The sequence below is a fragment of the Nonomuraea sp. MG754425 genome (assembly GCF_021699195.1).
In the GTDB taxonomy this organism is placed as follows: domain Bacteria; phylum Actinomycetota; class Actinomycetes; order Streptosporangiales; family Streptosporangiaceae; genus Nonomuraea.
On record NZ_SSXE01000001.1, the window covers coordinates 105,003 to 121,876 of the forward strand.

Below are 16,874 nucleotides of genomic sequence, written 5' to 3' on the forward strand. Positions count from 1 at the left end.
TAGGCAGACCGTACCATTTTGTCCCGTTTTCGGTCATGAGCGCGCTCGCACGCTCAGCGCCGCGACTCCGAACAGGACGACGTCCTTGTCCGTGGCGATCGTCAGCCCGGGATCGACCCCGAGTTCGGCCCCGACCGTGTCGACGTCGGTGCCGAACGTCATCTCCCCCACGCCGTTGGAGGAGCCGTCGAAGACGTTGGCCGGGTCGCGGTCGCCGCCCACGGGAGTCAGCGCGCCGGACCCGAGCGAGACCTTGTCGCCCCGGAGGTCGGCGTCCCCCTCCCAGGTGACCAGCTCGACCCGGGCGGGCGCGGCGGCCGGGCTCAGCCCGCCCAGCGGGATCCGCACCCGCCGCGACCCGCCGCCCACCACCGTCGCCGTGTCGAGCACCACGGCCTGGCTGTACGGCTCCGCCGGATCGGTGACGATCAGCACCAGGCTCCAGCCCGCGTGGCGCGAGACCCCCTCGCGCATCGGGGCGTCGGCCGCCCACCAGGTGCCGTTCCTGCGCGCGTCGCCGACCAGCTCGCTGACGTCGGCGAACGCCTGGTAGGCGGGGCCCAGCGGCAGGTCCCTGACCGTCACCTCGCTCGGCTGGACCGTGAGGTACTTCCGCCGCCCAGGGGGCCGGATCTTGATGGGCCCGGCCGCCTCCCCGGACGCCGACCAGTAGAGCCCCGCCCACACGACCTCGCTGCCCTTCGGCAGCGACAGCACCGCCCCGCTGGAGGCGGCCGTGTCGGAGCGGTCGTCCTGGTCGAGCGCGGTCATCGGCCACAGGTCGTTGTCGCGCTGCTCGCCCTGCCGCCGCCTGGCCTCCAGGCAGCCGGCCCGCTCCTCGGGGCAGCTCAGCAGCGAGTTGCCGATCGCCCGCACCGTCACCTTCCCGTCGGTGGCGAACCTCGCGGGCGCGCCGGACATGCGTACCCCCTCCTGGGCCCGCGCCCGCACGCGCAGCGAGCCCGCGGCGACGCGGACGGCCGGGCCCGAGCCCTCCGGCGCCTCATCGGCCACCAGCACCCGCAGGAACAGCGCCGTGCCCTGCCCCGCCGGCAGCGGCGCCCGCGCGCACCGCGCGCCGCCGCCGGCCGGGCGGCAGGCCCAGCCGTCCACGGTGCCGACCGGGGTGAGCAGGGCGGCGCTCTGGCCGCGCCGCGCCGGGGGGATGAGGGTCACGCCCGGCGGCAGGTCGACGTGCGCCGCCAGTTCTTCGCTGGGGCCCCCGCCGTAGTTGCGCAGGCGGATGCCGACGATGCCGGGCTGGGCGCGGACGAGGGAGCCGAGCGCGTCGATCGTGGCCCGCAGCCGCGCCTTGCCCGGCTTGTCCTTCTTGACCGGTGGCGGCACCTGCGCCGGACGTTCGCTCGGCCGCGGCACCGGGTCCGGATCCGGGACCGCCGACGCGGGTGGCCGCGCGGCCTGGGTGGCCACGGGCGGGCGGGCGGTCGGCTCCTCGTCGGAGACCAGCAGCAGCGCGCCCAGCACGGCCGCCGTCGCGACCACGGCCGTGCCGCCGGCCACCGCCGCCTGCTGCTTCGGCACCCGCCGCAGCCTGCCGAACAGCCGCAGCGCCCCGGTCGCCCCGGTGCGCCCGGCCACCGCCTTGACCAGTGCCGCCGCGTACCCGCCGAACAGCGGGCCCGCGATCAGCGGCCCGACCATGACGCGCAGGCCGCGGTTGACGTCGGTCAGCTCCAGCAGCACGCCGTGGCACTCCTCGCACGCGTTGACGTGCTCGTCCACCGCCTTGGAGTCGCGCCTGGCCAGCCCGCCCCGTACGTACGCGCCCATCTTGCCCAGCACCGGGCGGCACTCGTGCTGCGGCGGGGAGCCCAGGTGCATCTGCAGGTACGCCTGCCGCAACCCCTCCCTGGCCCGGTAGGCCAGCGCCGCCACGCCGTTGGCCGTCAGGCCGAGCAGCGGCGCCACCTCGGCCGGCTTGGCCCGCTCGACCTCGGTGTGCCACAACACCGCCCGCCAGCGCTCGGGCAGCGACAGGTACGCCCTGGCGATCAGCGACCGCTCCAGCCCGACCAGCGCGGGATCGACGAAGGGCACCCCCGGGTCGAACATCTCGATCTCGCCGGTGCTCACCTGGCGGCTCTCGACCCTGGAGCGGTCGTAGACCGTGCGGCGCACCACCGTGAGCAGGTAGGTGCGGAAGCCGGACTCCGGCCCGCCGCCCCGGCCCACCAGGTCGAGGATCTTCGTGAACGACTCGGCGACCACGTCCTCGACCTCGGCGCCGCGAACGAGCTGCCGGGCCAGCGCACGCGCCGCCGCGACGTGGCGCTCGTAGAGCTGCCCGTACGCGGCTGCGTCGCCGTCTCTGGCCGCTTGAAGCAGATGTGCATCGCTTTGCGGCAAATCGCCACCCATAGTGACCTCATGATTACGCGGGGTTGCCACGCGCAATCATTCCGCATTCCCCGTCATGACTAAACCGCACGCGCGTCTTTACTCCGGGAGATCGAACCGGAGGGGACAGATGGAGATGGAGGAGGACGTGCTGTCGCGCTGGCGGCGCAGGAGCCTGGCGGCGGGCTGGTCGCTCGCCGCGGACTGGTGGACACCAGAGGTGGAGGTCGTGGTCAAGGCGTTGTGCGGCGGCTGCGACCTGGCACAGGCGTGCTGGGCGCTCGGCTCGGCGCGGGCGGGCGCCGGGGTGAGCGTCGACGAGGGGCTGAACGACCTGGCGGCCCTGTTCGCCGTGGCCGGGGCCGGCGGGCCGCCGTTCGCGGTGCTGCGCTCGTTCGCGGCGGGGTGGGCCGAGCACAGCTTCGCGCCCCTCGGCGAACTGCACTGCGAGGACCCGCTGACCGGGCTGGCCTCGGCGGCGTACCTGCGGACCCGGCTCGCGCAGCTCTACCGCGACACCGCCAGAGGCACGTGCCTGGTGGCCGCCGAGCCGGCGGCGGCCCCCGAGGAACTGGCCGAACGGCTCGCCACGGCGCTCAACCTGGCGACCGCGCTGCGCCGGGCCTTCCCTGGGGACGAGACGCTGGCGCTGCTCGGGCCCGTACGGGTGGGGGCGGTGACCCGGATCGACGAGCGGCTGCCCGCGAAGGTGGCGCGGCTACGGGCCTCCGACATCCTGTACGGGCGGCGCCCCCGGGTCAGCGTACGGCCGTTGCCCCGGGCGTACGGGCAGGCCCTGGCCATGATCAGGATGCTGGGCACGGAGCCGTGACGGCGACCCGCCCCAGGACGTCCCGTGCCCGCGCACCGGCCCGAAGCGGGCGGCGGCGACGGTCCTAAGCTTGGGGCCATGACGGATCGCGACAACCTGCTGGCCGAGATCAAGAGCAAGGCCATCGTTCACGGCAAGGTCACGCTCTCCTCCGGCCAGGAGGCGGACTTCTACCTCGACCTGCGGCGCATCACCCTCGACGGGGTGGCCGCGCCCCTTGTCGGCAGCGTGATGCTCGACCTGACGGCCGACCTCGACTACGAGGCGGTGGGCGGGCTCACGATGGGGGCCGACCCGGTGGCGGTCGCGATGCTCCACGCGGCGGCGGCACGGGGCCGCTCCCTCGACGCGTTCGTGGTGCGCAAGGCGCAGAAGGCCCACGGGATGCAGCGGCGGATCGAGGGGCCGGAGGTGAAAGGGCGGCGGGTGCTCGCCGTCGAGGACACCTCCACCACCGGCGGCTCCCCGCTGACCGCCGTGGAGGCGCTGCGCGAGGCGGGGGCCGAGGTGGTGGCCGTGGCGACGATCGTCGACCGGGGGGCCAGGGAGCGGATCGAGGAGCGCGGGCTGGCGTACCGGACCGCCTTCACCCTGCCGGACCTGGGGCTCTGACCGCCCGCCGCTCCGTGAGGTCAGTCGTCGTGGACGGTGAAGGCCGCACGGGCGCCGGGTGCGCCCGGCGCGCGGGGCGTGCCCTTCTCCGTGACGCGGACGGTGCCCGCGTCGCTGAGCACCACGTCGAGTTCCGGCTCGAAGTAGCGCACCTCCTCGCCCCTGCTCATCTCCCGATGTTGCAGCACGTCGCCCCCCGGCACGCGGACGGTGACGAGGGGGCAGGTCTCGGCGAGGCATTCGATGCGCACGGTGGGCACCTGCGCGGCGGCGGAGGCCGGACCGGTGGCCGTACTGGAGGCGGGGGCCGCGGAGGGCCCTCGTTCGGGGGGCGTGTCGAACAGGTCGAGCAGCGCGCGACCGCCGATGACCAGGAGTGTCACCACGGCTCCCACCGCCAGGACGGCGAGCGCTAATCGGGCGAGGCCCATCGGATCTGACCTGTGGCGTCCCACAAGGGGCAGCGTACCTCGCGGTGATCCACCGTCGCCGTCTGTGGCGGACAACCGCCGGAGCGGGCCCGGCCCGGGGTCAGGTCGGGTGGGTCAGCTCTGGCCGTCGAAGCTGGACGGCACGCGGTGGTGCTTGCCGTTGGGGCTCGGCAGTTGCTTGCCGGCCCGCCGGTGCTTGACGGCCTCGACGAAGATCGGGATCAGCGAGATGAGCACGATCAGGAAGACGCCCGGCAGGATGTAGCGGTCGATCTGCTTCGGGTCCACCTGCCCGCCGAGGAAATGGCCGAGCAGGAGCAGGCCCTCGACCCAGACGAGGCCGCCCACGACGTTCCACAGGAAGAAACGCTTCGGGGCCATCTCCAGGACGCCCGCGACGGGATTCATGAACGTCCGCACAATCGGGACGAACCTGGCCAGAATGACCGCCTTGGCGGGGCCGAACTTCTCGAAGAACTCCTCGGCCCGGAGCACGTGATCCTTCTTGAACAACCGCGAATCGGGTTTGTCGAAGAGTTTGCGGCCGAATCGTGCCCCGAGGAAATGCCCGAGCTGGGCCCCGGCGATCGCGCACAGGGGCGTGCCGATCAGCAGGACGGGGAAGGAGAGCGGTTCGATGCCCATTCCCGCGGCGACCGACGCCGAGCTGAAAATCCCCGCGGCCACCAGCAGCGAGTCGCCCGGCAGGAAGAAGCCGAGCAGCAGACCCGTTTCGGCGAAGATGATCGCGAGAACGCCGACGGTGGCGAAAGCACCCAGAATCGTGAGCCACCACGTCGGGTCGAGGAGATTCAGAAGCCAGTCCACGCCGAGAGCCTACCTGGAGCGGCGTGGGGGGAGATGACCAACAAGCACGCGTTGTGTCTACCCGAGCGGGTAGTGACCCGGAATACTGGGGCTCGGCGTGCCGCCGCAACTTCTCAGGGAGATGAATCCATGCCTATTGCGACTCCAGAGATCTACGCCGAGATGCTCGATCGGGCCAAGGCCGGGGGGTTCGCCTATCCGGCGATCAACGTGACGTCCTCGCAGACGCTGAACGCCGCCCTGCGCGGCTTCGCCGAGGCGGAGAGCGACGGCATCGTGCAGGTCTCGACGGGTGGCGCGGAGTTCCTCTCGGGAGCGACGGTCAAGGACATGGTCACGGGCGCCACGGCGCTGGCGGAGTACGCCAGGGTGGTGGCCGCCAAGTATCCCGTCACGGTGGCGCTGCACACCGACCACTGCCCGAAGAACAAGCTCGACGGCTTCATGCGGCCGCTGATCGACATCTCCCTGGAACGTGTCTCCAAGGGCCTCGACCCGCTCTTCCAGTCGCACATGTGGGACGGCTCCGCCGTGCCGCTCGACGAGAACCTCGAGATCGCCAAGGAACTCCTGGAGAAGTGCGCCAGGGCGCGGATCATCATGGAGATGGAGATCGGCGTCGTCGGCGGTGAGGAGGACGGCGTCGTCGGCGAGATCAACGAGAAGCTCTACACGACGCCCGAGGACGCGCTGGCCACCGCCGAGGCCGTGGGCGTCGGCGACAGGGGCCGCTTCATGCTGGCCGCCACGTTCGGCAACGTGCACGGCGTCTACAAGCCGGGCCACGTCAAGCTGCGGCCGAGCGTGCTGAAGGAGATCCAGGACGCGGTGGGCGCGAAGTACGGCGTGGACAAGCCGTTCGACCTCGTCTTCCACGGCGGCTCCGGCTCGCTGCTCGAGGAGATCCACGAGGCCATCTCGTACGGCGTCGTCAAGATGAACGTCGACACCGACACGCAGTACGCCTTCACCCGCCCGATCGCCGACCACATGTTCAAGAACTACGACGGCGTGCTCAAGGTGGACGGCGACGTCGGCAACAAGAAGACCTACGACCCTCGCTCGTACGGCAAGGCCGCCGAGGCCGGGATGGCCGCCCGTGTGGTGGAGGCGTGCCAGAGCCTGAAGAGCGCTGGGACGAAGATCTCCTAGCCAGTTCCGCGGCCCGGCGGGTATGACTTGTCCTATGGATAACCTTCTCGCCGGGCCGCCCCCGACTCAGTTGCCGGACCTGCCCGAGGCCAGGGACGCGCTCGAGTCGGGTGCCAAGGCCTCCGACGTGGCCGCCCGCTTCCCCGCCTACCCGGCGGCCTGGGCCGCTCTCGCGGAGGAATACTTCGCTCAAGGGCACGCCGTCACCTCCTACGCCTTCGCCCGCACTGGCTACCATCGGGGGCTCGACCAGTTGCGACGCAGCGGCTGGAAGGGGCACGGCCCGGTACCGTGGGAGCACGAGCCGAACCGCGGGTTCCTGCGCTGCCTGTTCGCCCTGTCCAGGGCCGCCCAGGCGATCGGCGAGAAGGACGAGGCGGAGCGGTGCCTGCAGTTCCTCAAGGACAGCTCGCCGAGTGGCTACGACGCGCTGACCAAGGGTTAGGCCTTGGGACGAATAGGCACGTTCGGGTAGTCTCTCCACGCAAGAGCCCCTGTCGCGCTTGCGCCAGGGGTTTCGTTTTGTGCTCGGGAGACTGAACCATGCCGGCTGCCGTTCTCGTTGGTGCCCAGTGGGGCGATGAGGGCAAGGGCAAGGCCACCGACCTGCTCGGTGGCGACGTCGACTACGTCGTCCGCTATCAGGGTGGCAACAACGCGGGACACACCGTGGTCATCGGTGACCAGAAGTACGCGCTGCACCTGCTACCCACGGGGATCCTCTCGCCGGAGGTGGTGCCTGTCATCGGCAACGGCGTGGTGATCGACCCGGGCGTGCTGCTCGGGGAGATCGACGGGCTGGCGGCCCGTGGCATCTCCGCCGAACGGCTGCTGATCAGCGCGAACGCGCACCTGATCATGCCGCACCACAAAGCGCTCGACAAGGTCACCGAGCGCTACCTCGGCAAGGCGAAGATCGGTACGACCGGACGCGGGATCGGTCCCGCGTACGGCGACAAGATCTATCGCATGGGCGTGCGCGTCCAGGACCTGCTCGACCCGGGGATCCTGGCCAAGAAGATCGAGGTGGCGCTGACCGAGAAGAACCAGGTGCTGACCAAGGTCTACAACCGCCGCGGCATCGACCCGGCGGCGGTGCTGGAGGAGTACCTCGCCTACGCCGAGCGGCTCAAGCCGCACATCGCCGACACCTCGCTGGTGCTGTCGAAGGCGCTGGACGAGGACAAGTTCGTGCTGCTGGAGGGCGGGCAGGGCACGCTGCTCGACCTCGACCACGGCACCTACCCGTTCGTGACGTCGTCCTCGCCGACGGCGGGCGGGGCGTGCGCGGGGGCCGGGATCCCGCCGAACCGGCTCACGAAGATCATCGGCATCCTGAAGGCGTACACCACGCGGGTCGGCTCCGGCCCGTTCCCCACCGAGCTGACCGACGAGGTGGGCGACTGGCTGCGCCGGACCGGCGGCGAGTACGGCGTCACCACCGGCCGCGACCGCCGTTGCGGCTGGTTCGACGCGGTGATCGCCCGCTACGCCACCCGCATCAACGGCATCACCGACTACTTCCTCACCAAGCTGGACGTGCTGTCGGGCCTGGAGCGCATCCCGGTGTGCGTGGCGTACGACGTGGACGGGGTCCGGTTCGACGAGATCCCGATGACCCAGACCGACTTCCACCACGCCAAGCCGATCTACGAGGAGTTCCCCGGCTGGCAGGAGGACATCTCCAGCGCCAAGTCCTTCGAGGACCTGCCGCCCAACGCGCAGGCGTACGTGCGCACGCTGGAGGCGATGAGCGGCGCGCCGATCTCCGCCATCGGCGTCGGCCCCGGGCGCGACCAGACGATCGTGGTGCGCCCGCTCGTCTGAGCCCGCCCTCGCATGAGCGCGAGCCCTGGCCCGATCCTCGACAAGGGGACTCGGGCCGGGGCTCAGCGCGAGGTGAGTACGGCGGCCGTCACGGGCGTGTGCAGGCTCCACCCCAGGGTCGAGTACAGCGCCTGCCCCTGGGCGGTGGCCACCAGGACGCCCGTGCGCGCCCCCTTCGCGGCGGCCGTGGCGGCGATCGTCCGCATGACGGCCGTGCCGAGGCCGCGGCGGCGGTGGCCGTCGCCCGTCTCGACCCGGTCCACGACGGCCGTCGCCCCCGCGACGGCGAACTGCCCGCGTGCCGCGACCTCGCCCGCCGTCGTCAGCAGCCGGACCGCGGTGACACCCGCCCTGGTGGTGACGGCAAGGTGGTAGCCGGGCGGAGCGGGCCGGGCGGGCTCGCGGACCAGCGCCGCCGTCATCATGAACTCCGGGTCCTTGACGTCCCACCCCGGCGGCAGGTGCGGGACGACGGCCTGCGCCGGGCCGCAGAGCTTGAGCCAGGTGCCGGCGACGGTGAGCGTGCCGGTCAGGTGGCGGAGGATCTCGGGGGTCGGGGCGGCGACGATGTGCCGGGCGACGTGGCCGGGCAGGCCGACGTCCACGCGGAGGCCCCAGGGCTCGCGCACGGGTTCGGGCGTGCCGCGTGAGATGACCCACCCCTCGACCCATGCCCGAACTGTTGGGAAATGGGCACTTTTGAGCACCTCCATCATGGAGAACAGCCTATTGTCTGCCCAGAACTACCCGACCGGGCGTAGCAGGATAAAAAGGACACGGCGTGGCACCGCCGAGACATGCCGCGAGCCGGGTAGGGTCCCGGGTGTGCGCGTTGAGATTCATGGCCACAGGGGGGCTCGGGGCCTCTGGCCGGAGAACACCCTGCCGGGGATGAGCCGCACGATGGAGCTGGGCGTCCACGCGCTCGAGCTCGACGTCGCGCTCACCGCCGATCGACGCCTCGTGCTCACGCACGACCTCACCGTCTCCGCCGTCACCAGCGCCGACCGGCGGCCGGTGCGGCCGGGCGACCCGCTCTTCCCGTACGTGGGAAAGCCCATCAACTCCCTCACCCTGGCGCAGTTGCGCACGCTCGACGTGGGCGTGCGGCTGCCGCGGCACCCCGACGACCCGTTCGCGCTGACGCAGGTGTCCATGCCCGAGACCCGCATGCCGACGCTCGGCGCGGTGCTCGGCCTGGTCAACGCCTTCGAGGCCGAGGGCGTGCGGCTGCACGTCGAGCTGAAGTCCGACCCCACGCGGCCCGAGCTGACGGCCGACCCCGAGCTGTTCACCGAGATGGTGGTCGAGGAGCTCGACCGGCACGGGCGGCTCGGCAACGCGGCCGTGCTCAGTTTCGACTGGCGGGTCATCGCGCACGCCGCGAAGCTGGCCCCGGGCACCCGCCGCTTCGCCCTGATCGAGCTGGACACCCTGCACTGGAACGACGGCGTGCTCGACACCGACGACGTTCCGGCCGCGGCGCGCGACGCCGGAGCCACCACGCTCTCGCCCGAGCACATCATGGTGGACGAGGCGTTGATGGGTCAGGCGGCGGCGGCCGGGCTCGACGTGGCGGTCTGGACCGTCAACGACCAGGCGCTCGGAGCCAGGATGCTGGATCTGGGGGTGGCCGGGATCGTCACCGACTACCCCGACCGGATGCGGGAGCTGTGGCGCGAACGCGGGCTGGAACTGCCCGCGCCGGTCGGCCCGCTCAGGCCGGTCGGCGTCTGAGAGCCGTTCTGAGAGCCGGGCCCGCGAGCGCCGCCGGCGGGGGCCTAGAGCCAGCCGTTGCGGCGGAAGCCGCGGTGCAGCAGCACGCAGACCGTGATCATCACGCCCAGCACCGCCGGATATCCCCAGACCTGCCTGGTCTCCGGCATGAAGTCGAAGTTCATGCCGTAGATCCCGGCGATCATGGTGGGCACGGCCAGGATGGCCACCCACGACGAGATCTTCCGCATGTCCTCGTTGGCCAGCGCGTTGGAGCGGGCCAGCGCGGCCTGCAGGATCGAACTGCACAGCTCGTTGGACGCCTCGACCTGCTCGCACACGCGGGCCAGATGGTCGCCGACGTCGCGGAAGTAGTCGCGCATCTCGGAGGGGACCACGCGTCGCTGCGGCAGCGCGGCCATGGGCGCCTGCAACGGCGTGATGGCCCGCTTCATCTCCAGCATCTCGCGCTTGAGCTGGTAGATCCGGTTGATGTCGCGGGAGCTGACGTCCGCGAACACCGTCGCCTCCACCTCTTCCAGTTCGAGCTGCATGAGGTCGGCCACCTGCAGGTACTGGTCGACCACGTGATCGGAGATGGCGTGCAGGACGCCGGCCGGGCCCCGGTTCATCAGCTTCTGCTCGTCCTCGAGGCGCTCGCGGACGCAGGCGAGCGAACAGTGCTCGCCGTGCCGCACCGTCACCACGAAGTCCGCGCCGAGGAACACCATGATCTCGCCGGTGGCGATGATCTCGCTGGTGGCGGTCAGCTCGTCGTGGTCGAGGTAGGCGATGGTCTTGAGCACCATGAACAGCGACTCGCCGTACCGCTCGACCTTGGGCCGCTGGTGGGCCTTGACGGCGTCCTCGACGGCCAGCGGGTGCAGGCCGAAGACCTCGGAGAGCCACTCCACCTCGGGCGCGGCCGGCTCGTGCAGGCCCACCCAGACGAACGCGCTGGCGCCGTCGTTGCTCTTGTTGTGAGCGCGTACGAGGTTCAGCGCCTCGCCGATGCCGGGGGCGGGCACCTTCTTGCCCTGCACGTAGGCGCCGAACTCGACGATCGAGTCGCCGGGCGGCACGCGGTTCTCGTGCACCGGCTTCGGGAGCGGGCGCGGGACGCGCGACGGCAAGGGGTGTCGGTTGATGCGACGGAAAAGGGTGGACGAGCGCATGGCAGTCCCTTTCCGCCCGACCAAGCACGCTCCACGCGCGATGAAGTCACCTCAATCAATACAGATTGCGTGGAGGCACGATCAGGCTGCCGGATTGGAGTGGTCGGGGTTGTGCGGGCCGTACGTGTGCGAGCACGTACTGCTGGGATCACCAGGATTCATCCCGGACCACCTCCAATCACTCAAGACGCCATAGAGCCGCCCTAACCTACCACAGGCGGTCGAGCCTAACCGACGATACTCGCCTGGCGGCTCCCGGCTCAGGCAGAACTCGACAAAGTTCCCGGCCTGTTCCGGCACTTGGTGTCCCGGCGACCTGAGCGAGCGCCAGGCTGCGGGCCTGCGACAATGGAGCCCGTGCGCGTTCTAGTCATTGGCTCCGGTGGGCGTGAGCACGCCCTGTGCCGTTCACTCAAACTCGATCCCCAGGTCAGCGAGCTTCACTGTGCGCCAGGCAATCCTGGCATCGAAGCGGTCGCGACCGTCCACCCCGTCGATCCGCTCGACCCCGGGCAGGTGGCCGAACTGGCCCGCCGGCTGCGGGTCGACCTCGTGGTGATCGGTCCCGAGGCGCCGCTCGTGGCGGGCGTGAGCGACGCGGTGCGCGAGGCCGGCTTCGCCTGCTTCGGACCGGCCAAGGAAGCCGCCATGATCGAGGGCTCCAAGGCGTTCGCCAAGGAGATCATGCAGGCCGCCGACGTGCCCACGGCGCGCTCGCGGACCTGCGTCACCGAGGCGGAGGCCGCCGCCGCGCTCGACGAGTTCGGCGCCCCGTACGTGGTCAAGGACGACGGCCTGGCCGCGGGCAAGGGCGTGGTCGTCACCCGCGACAGAGACGAGGCGCTGGCCCACGCGCTGGCGTGCGAGCGGGTGGTGATCGAGGAGTTCCTCGACGGGCCCGAGGTCTCGCTGTTCGCGCTCTGCGACGGGAGCACGGCCGTGCCGCTGCAGCCGGCCCAGGACTTCAAGCGGGCCTACGACGGCGACGAGGGCCCCAACACCGGCGGCATGGGCGCCTACACGCCGCTGCCGTGGGCGCCGGAGGGGCTGACCGACCAGGTCATGCGGGAGGTCGTGCACCCCACGATCGGCGAGCTGGCCCGGCGCGGGCTGCCCTACCAGGGGGTGCTCTACGTGGGGCTGGCGCTGACCGCGAAGGGGCCGAAGGTGGTCGAGTTCAACGCGCGCTTCGGCGACCCGGAGACGCAGGTGATCCTCGACCGGCTGGAGACGCCGCTGGGCGGGCTGCTGATGGCGTGCGCGACCGGTGAGCTGGGGCTCGACCCGGTGTTCAAGGACGGCTCGGCGGTCGCCGTGGTGATCTCGGCCGAGAACTACCCGGGCACACCGGTCAAGGGCGACGTCATCACGGGGATCGAGGAGACCGGGAACGCGTACGTCCTGCACGCCGGCACGGCGCGGCACGACGGCGCGATCGTCTCCAGCGGCGGCCGGGTGCTCACCGTCATCGGCCACGGCCCCGGCCAGGCCGACGCCCGCCAGGCCGCCTACGACCTCGTCGCCCGGATCGAGATGCGCGGCTCGCACCACAGGACGGACATCGCCCGATGAAGCACGTGCACTCCGGCAAGGTACGCGACCTCTACGAGACCGGCGACGGCCTGCTGCTGATGGTCGCCTCCGACCGGATCTCGGCCTTCGACCACGTCCTGGAGCCGGACATCCCCGACAAGGGGGCCATCCTCACGCAGATGTCGCTGTGGTGGTTCGACCAGCTCAAGGACATCGTGCCCAACCACGTGGTGCGGCCCGGCGACGACCCGCACAGCGTGTTGTGCCGGCCGCTGAAGATGGTCCAGGTCGAGTGCGTGGCGAGGGGCTATCTGACCGGGGGCGGGCTGAGCGAGTACCGCGCGAGCGGCGCGGTGTCCGGCGTGCCGCTGCCCGCGGGGCTGGAGGACGGCTCGCGGCTGCCCGAGCCGATCTTCACGCCGTCCACCAAGGCGCCCCTGGGCGAGCACGACGAGCCGATCTCGTACGAGCAGGTCGTGGCGGAGGTGGGCGAGCAGACCGCGGCGGAGCTGCGGCGGATCACGCTGGCCGTCTACACCCGGGGTGCGGAGATCGCCCGCGAGCGGGGCATCGTCCTGGCCGACACCAAGATCGAGCTGGGCTGGGACACCGACGGCGTCCTGACGCTGGGCGACGAGGTGCTGACGCCCGACTCCTCGCGATTCTGGCCGGCCGACGAATGGCGTCCCGGGCGGCCACAACCCTCTTTTGACAAGCAATATGTACGCAATTGGTTGCTATCGCCCGAATCGGGATGGGACAAATCCTCCGGAAACCCCCCACCAAGGCTGCCCGACCACGTAGTCGGCCGGACCAGGCAGCGATACCTAGAAGCGTATGAGCGCATCACGGGGGCTTCCTTTAGCGGATGATTCGGCTGGGTCAGGTGGTGTGAGCGACTACTGTTGGCCCGATCGAGCCCTCACCCGTTGAAATTCAAGGAGCCGCACGAATGGTCCGTTACCGCGTGCGCGGTGGCAACGCACTGCGTGGAACCGCGTTCATCCAGGGCGCGAAGAACGCCGTGCTGCCCATGATCGGTGCGGCTCTGCTCGCTCCCAAAGGCCGCACCGTCCTGCGCAACGTGCCGATCATCGAGGACGTCCGCCGCGCGGTCGAACTGGCCGAGGCGATCGGCGCGTACGTCGAGTTGCACGAGTCCGAGCGCACGCTGGTCATCGACGCCTCCCGGGTGAACAGCCCCGTCCTGCCCGCCGAGATCGCCAGGCGCTTTCGCGGCTCGGTGCTGTTCACCCCGGCCCTGCTGCACCGCCTCGGCGAGGCGATCGTCGAGGGGGTCGGCGGCTGCAACCTCGGCAGCCGCAACCTCGACTTCCACTACCTCGGCTACAAGCGGCTGGGCGCGATCGTGGACGAGGGCGAGACCGTCATCCACGTCAAGGCGTCCGGGCTGACCGGCGCCACCCTCTACCTCGACACCCCCTCCCACACCGGCACCGAGAACCTCATCATGGCCGCCGCCCTGGCCAGGGGCACCACGGTCATCGAGAACGCGGCCCTGGAGCCCGAGGTGCTCGACGTCATCGACATGCTCACCAAGATGGGCGCGCGCATCAGCGGCGGGGGCACCGGGTTCATCACCGTGGAGGGCGTCGAGGAACTGCACGCGGTCGAGCACACCGTGATGCCCGACCGGCTCGACGCGGGCGTCTTCGCGATGGCCGCGGCGCTCACCGGGGGCGAGGTCAGCCTCGTGGGCACCGGTCTCGACCTCGGGGTCGTCCGGTACAAGCTGGAGCAGATGGGCGTCGAGTTCCACCGCCAGGGCGCGGTGCTGCACGTCCGGTGCGACGGCCCGCTGCGTCCGATCAACATCATCACCGACACCTACCCGGGCTTCGCCACCGACCTGCAGTCGCCGATGATGACGGTCGCCGCGCTCGCCGAGGGCACCAGCTACATTCACGAGCGCATTTTCGACGGCCGTTTCGCCCTGGCCGGCGAGCTGAACAAGATGGGCGCGAACGTCGAGGTCGACGACAGCAGGGCGATCGTCCGAGGCCGCACCCCGCTGAAGGGCGCACAGGTGACGGCCCACGACCTGCGCTCCGGGATCGCCCTCGTGCTCGCGGGCCTGGCGGCCGAAGGCGAGACCCTGATCGACTCGGGATACCTGATCGACCGCGGTCACGCGCATCTCGCCGCGCGAATGCGCGCTCTCGGGGCGGACATTACACGAGAGATTTCCGAGCGTTGAAAAACCCGAGAAATGCCGCGTTGAGCTGCTAAAACATGTTGTCGGGCGGCCAACCAGAACGGCTTTCCGGAAAAGTCGGGCGTGACATTACGGCCCCCGCGAGCGATCGTTCCAAAAGAGAGCACTGCAACGGACGGCAGAATGGGACGAACATTGGTCGAGAGGGCCGAAGAAACTCCCCGAGTGTCACGCCCGGGCGCTATGACACCGGACCTCACCATCGGCGTGGTCGGACCCCACGACCTGGTCGAACGAGTCATGCTGATGGGTCACGCCGCGGCGCCGCTGCCGTGTCGCCTGGTCGCGGCCGCATACCGCGACGAACAGGAAGCGCCCGACAAGGTGACGCGACTCGGTCCCGGTGTCGACGCATGTCTGTTCGCCAGCCCGGTCCCCTATGACCTGGCCAGGCGATCCGGCGTGCTGACGATGCCCGCGACGTACGTGCAACTCGGCGGAGCAGCTCTGGTGGCAGCGTTGGCGAAAGCGGCGCTCGACACCCGCATCGACCCCCAGAGGGTCAGCATCGACGTGGTCAGCAGGGCCGATGTCGAGGAGGCGTACACCGACCTCGGCATCCCCGCCGCGGACGTGCACAGCCGCGACGAGCCGGGTGCCACCGGCACGATCGCGGCCTACCACGAACGCCTGGCCCGGCAGAGCGCCACCACGGGAGCTCTGACGTGCCTGCCCGCGGTGGCCGAACGCCTGCACGCCGCAGGCGTCCCGGTCATCAGGATCAGGCCGACCTCCGCGGCGGTCCGCACGGCGCTGCACACGGCGGCGCTGCTCGGAGCGCATCACCGGCTGGAGGAGTCACAGCTCACCGTGGTGCTGGTGGAGGTGCCGACGCTGCGTGAACCCGTACGCCGCGCCGCGCCCCGCTACTGGCGCGACGAGCTGCGACTGTCGCTGCACCGGCTCCTGGTCCAGGAGGCGAACCGGATCAACGCCACCGTCTGGCCAATCGACGATCACAGCTACCTGGTGACCGCCACCAGGGGCTCGATCGCGGCGGCCACCGACGGGTTCAGGGTGTTGCCGTTCGCGGCCCGGATCAGGGACGAGCTGGGGCTGGCGGTCGAGGTCGGTGTGGGGATGGGGCGCACGACGCACGACGCCGAGTCGCACGCGAGAGCCGCGCTGGCCCGCACGCAGGCGGGCAAGCAGGCACAGGGATTCGCGGTGGACCGCGAGGGGCGGGCGCTGATCCCGGCGCCGCGGATGCCCCCCGCCGGGGCCACCGCACTGAAGCCGAAAGGAGTCGAAGTACTGGCCAGACTGGCGGCCAAGCTCGAAGGCGGCGACACCGTGGTCGACGCCGAGGGCGCGGGCAAGATGCTCGGGGTCACGCCGCGTACGGCCAGGCGGTTGCTGCGCACGCTGGTTGACGAGGGACTCGCGTGGCCGCTTCCGCCGAACCGTACGCCGCAGCCCGGGCGTCCGCGACAGCTCTACCGGCTGATCGTGGAGAAGCTCGGACCGCGCTGAGCGCGGTCACGGCAGAGCGGGCCCGCCATGAGCGGGTCCGCTCCTTGGTATGCCCCGCGCATTGACGGAAGGTGTCAGGATCGCGAACTTGCGGCTTGACTCTTGTGAACTAATTGGTTGGCCCGTGTAGATGGGGGTATGTTCTCCGTCGCCCCCGATCGACGAGATTCGGACGGGGGCACCAAATTCCTCCGCCGCGGGTCTCCGCCGAGCTGCGTCGTTCTTGCTGAACGGTTCCGCCGGGTTGCGGACGGTTTCGAGCAACCGGGCGGCGATGTGGTAGCGATCCGGCGGGTTTCGGGCTGGTTCGCGACAGTGTTGTGATGCGCGCGGGCCGGGAAGGCGGCTGCACGGCGCTGTGGCAGCGCTGGAGGGCCGTGCGGGTGCCGGTCCGCAAGGCACGAGGGCGCCGGTGATCGGCGCCGTCAGCGCGCGTACCGGGCGTATCGTCGCGGACGGACCCGAGCGGCACGTGACGATCCGCGCCTCCAACCAGGGTCCCGCCGGACGTGACCGGACGGCGAGTGCGGCCGGCAGGCGCGAGCGCAATCAGGCAGTCCCAGGTATGACCGGGCAAGCACGCGTGCGGTCGATCGGACGGCACGCGGTCGCGACGCACTCGGGCGCGGTCGGCAGGCGCGCGTGCCGCGATGTGATCGGGCGAGCGCGGGGGCGGTTGGCCGTGGTTGTCGGGGTGGTGG

The 16,874-nt window shown here is 70.9% G+C and carries 15 protein-coding genes; 10 read left to right on the forward strand and 5 right to left on the reverse strand.

The genetic code is table 11. The features are described 5' to 3' along the window. Positions 1–33: 33 nt before the first annotated feature. Positions 34–2,367, reverse strand: a complete 2,334-nt coding sequence (locus FAF44_RS00535; protein WP_237100938.1) for a sigma-70 family RNA polymerase sigma factor — start codon at positions 2,365–2,367, stop codon at positions 34–36. A 121-nt stretch (positions 2,368–2,488) separates the two neighbouring features. On the opposite strand from FAF44_RS00535, the gene FAF44_RS00540 reads away from it, so the two are divergent. Together FAF44_RS00540 and pyrE are read left to right on the forward strand one after the other, a co-directional pair. Further along, a complete protein-coding gene (locus FAF44_RS00540; RefSeq protein WP_237100939.1) occupies positions 2,489–3,190 on the forward strand; it encodes a hypothetical protein in 702 nt (233 codons plus the stop codon). Positions 3,191–3,268: 78 nt separating this feature from the next. Beyond that, a complete protein-coding gene (gene pyrE / locus FAF44_RS00545; RefSeq protein ID WP_237100940.1) occupies positions 3,269–3,802 on the forward strand; it encodes an orotate phosphoribosyltransferase in 534 nt (177 codons plus the stop codon). Positions 3,803–3,822: 20 nt separating this feature from the next. Here the strand turns inward: pyrE and FAF44_RS00550 are convergent, their stop codons facing one another. After that, positions 3,823–4,185, reverse strand: a complete 363-nt coding sequence (locus FAF44_RS00550) for a hypothetical protein (protein ID WP_237100941.1) — start codon at positions 4,183–4,185, stop codon at positions 3,823–3,825. A gap of 162 nt (positions 4,186–4,347) precedes the next feature. Next, the gene (locus FAF44_RS00555; protein WP_237100942.1) at positions 4,348–5,061 is read right to left on the reverse strand and encodes a DedA family protein; all 714 of its coding nucleotides are present in this window, start codon (positions 5,059–5,061) and stop codon (positions 4,348–4,350) included. A gap of 129 nt (positions 5,062–5,190) precedes the next feature. Between FAF44_RS00555 and fbaA the strand changes: the two genes are divergently transcribed. From fbaA to FAF44_RS00570, 3 genes are all read left to right on the forward strand, one after another. Beyond that, positions 5,191–6,213, forward strand: a complete 1,023-nt coding sequence (gene fbaA, locus FAF44_RS00560) for a class II fructose-bisphosphate aldolase (protein ID WP_237100943.1) — start codon at positions 5,191–5,193, stop codon at positions 6,211–6,213. A gap of 34 nt (positions 6,214–6,247) precedes the next feature. Continuing rightward, on the forward strand, positions 6,248–6,658 hold the full coding sequence (locus FAF44_RS00565; RefSeq protein WP_237100944.1) for a DUF3151 domain-containing protein: 411 nt from the start codon (positions 6,248–6,250) through the stop codon (positions 6,656–6,658). Between the two features lie 98 nt (positions 6,659–6,756). Continuing rightward, entirely contained in the window at positions 6,757–8,040 is a 1,284-nt protein-coding gene (locus FAF44_RS00570; protein WP_237100945.1) for an adenylosuccinate synthase, read from the forward strand. Positions 8,041–8,102: 62 nt separating this feature from the next. Here the strand turns inward: FAF44_RS00570 and FAF44_RS00575 are convergent, their stop codons facing one another. After that, a complete protein-coding gene (locus FAF44_RS00575) occupies positions 8,103–8,669 on the reverse strand; it encodes a GNAT family N-acetyltransferase (protein WP_237100946.1) in 567 nt (188 codons plus the stop codon). 196 nt (positions 8,670–8,865) lie between these two features. On the opposite strand from FAF44_RS00575, the gene FAF44_RS00580 reads away from it, so the two are divergent. Further along, positions 8,866–9,777: a glycerophosphodiester phosphodiesterase family protein gene (locus tag FAF44_RS00580; RefSeq protein WP_308193264.1), complete on the forward strand. Its 912-nt coding sequence runs from the start codon at positions 8,866–8,868 to the stop codon at positions 9,775–9,777. A gap of 44 nt (positions 9,778–9,821) precedes the next feature. Here the strand turns inward: FAF44_RS00580 and corA are convergent, their stop codons facing one another. Beyond that, entirely contained in the window at positions 9,822–10,853 is a 1,032-nt protein-coding gene (corA, locus tag FAF44_RS00585) for a magnesium/cobalt transporter CorA (protein WP_237100948.1), read from the reverse strand. A gap of 435 nt (positions 10,854–11,288) precedes the next feature. Between corA and purD the strand changes: the two genes are divergently transcribed. The 4 genes from purD to FAF44_RS00605 all read left to right on the forward strand — a co-directional run bounded on the left by purD (position 11,289) and on the right by FAF44_RS00605 (position 16,173). Further along, on the forward strand, positions 11,289–12,503 hold the full coding sequence (gene purD / locus FAF44_RS00590) for a phosphoribosylamine--glycine ligase (RefSeq protein WP_237100949.1): 1,215 nt from the start codon (positions 11,289–11,291) through the stop codon (positions 12,501–12,503). Then, complete coding sequence (locus FAF44_RS00595; protein ID WP_237100950.1) at positions 12,500–13,336, forward strand: phosphoribosylaminoimidazolesuccinocarboxamide synthase; 837 nt, start codon at positions 12,500–12,502, stop codon at positions 13,334–13,336. Before purD ends, FAF44_RS00595 begins: the two co-directional genes overlap by 4 nt. An 80-nt stretch (positions 13,337–13,416) precedes the next feature. Further along, positions 13,417–14,682, forward strand: a complete 1,266-nt coding sequence (murA, locus tag FAF44_RS00600) for a UDP-N-acetylglucosamine 1-carboxyvinyltransferase (RefSeq protein ID WP_237100951.1) — start codon at positions 13,417–13,419, stop codon at positions 14,680–14,682. A 201-nt stretch (positions 14,683–14,883) separates the two neighbouring features. Next, positions 14,884–16,173 (forward strand): GTP cyclohydrolase IIa, encoded by a 1,290-nt coding sequence (locus FAF44_RS00605; protein WP_237100952.1) that lies wholly within the window; start codon positions 14,884–14,886, stop codon positions 16,171–16,173. The last annotated feature ends 701 nt before the right edge of the window (positions 16,174–16,874 follow it).

Bases quoted from the DNA above. Each gene is read 5' to 3' on its own strand.
- FAF44_RS00540 (WP_237100939.1), top strand. From the start codon at position 2,489: ATGGAGATGGAGGAGGACGTGCTGTCGCGCTGGCGGCGCAGGAGCCTG.
- pyrE (WP_237100940.1), top strand. From the start codon at position 3,269: ATGACGGATCGCGACAACCTGCTGGCCGAGATCAAGAGCAAGGCCATC.
- fbaA (WP_237100943.1), top strand. From the start codon at position 5,191: ATGCCTATTGCGACTCCAGAGATCTACGCCGAGATGCTCGATCGGGCC.
- FAF44_RS00565 (WP_237100944.1), top strand. From the start codon at position 6,248: ATGGATAACCTTCTCGCCGGGCCGCCCCCGACTCAGTTGCCGGACCTG.
- FAF44_RS00570 (WP_237100945.1), top strand. From the start codon at position 6,757: ATGCCGGCTGCCGTTCTCGTTGGTGCCCAGTGGGGCGATGAGGGCAAG.
- FAF44_RS00595 (WP_237100950.1), top strand. From the start codon at position 12,500: ATGAAGCACGTGCACTCCGGCAAGGTACGCGACCTCTACGAGACCGGC.
- murA (WP_237100951.1), top strand. From the start codon at position 13,417: ATGGTCCGTTACCGCGTGCGCGGTGGCAACGCACTGCGTGGAACCGCG.
- FAF44_RS00605 (WP_237100952.1), top strand. From the start codon at position 14,884: ATGACACCGGACCTCACCATCGGCGTGGTCGGACCCCACGACCTGGTC.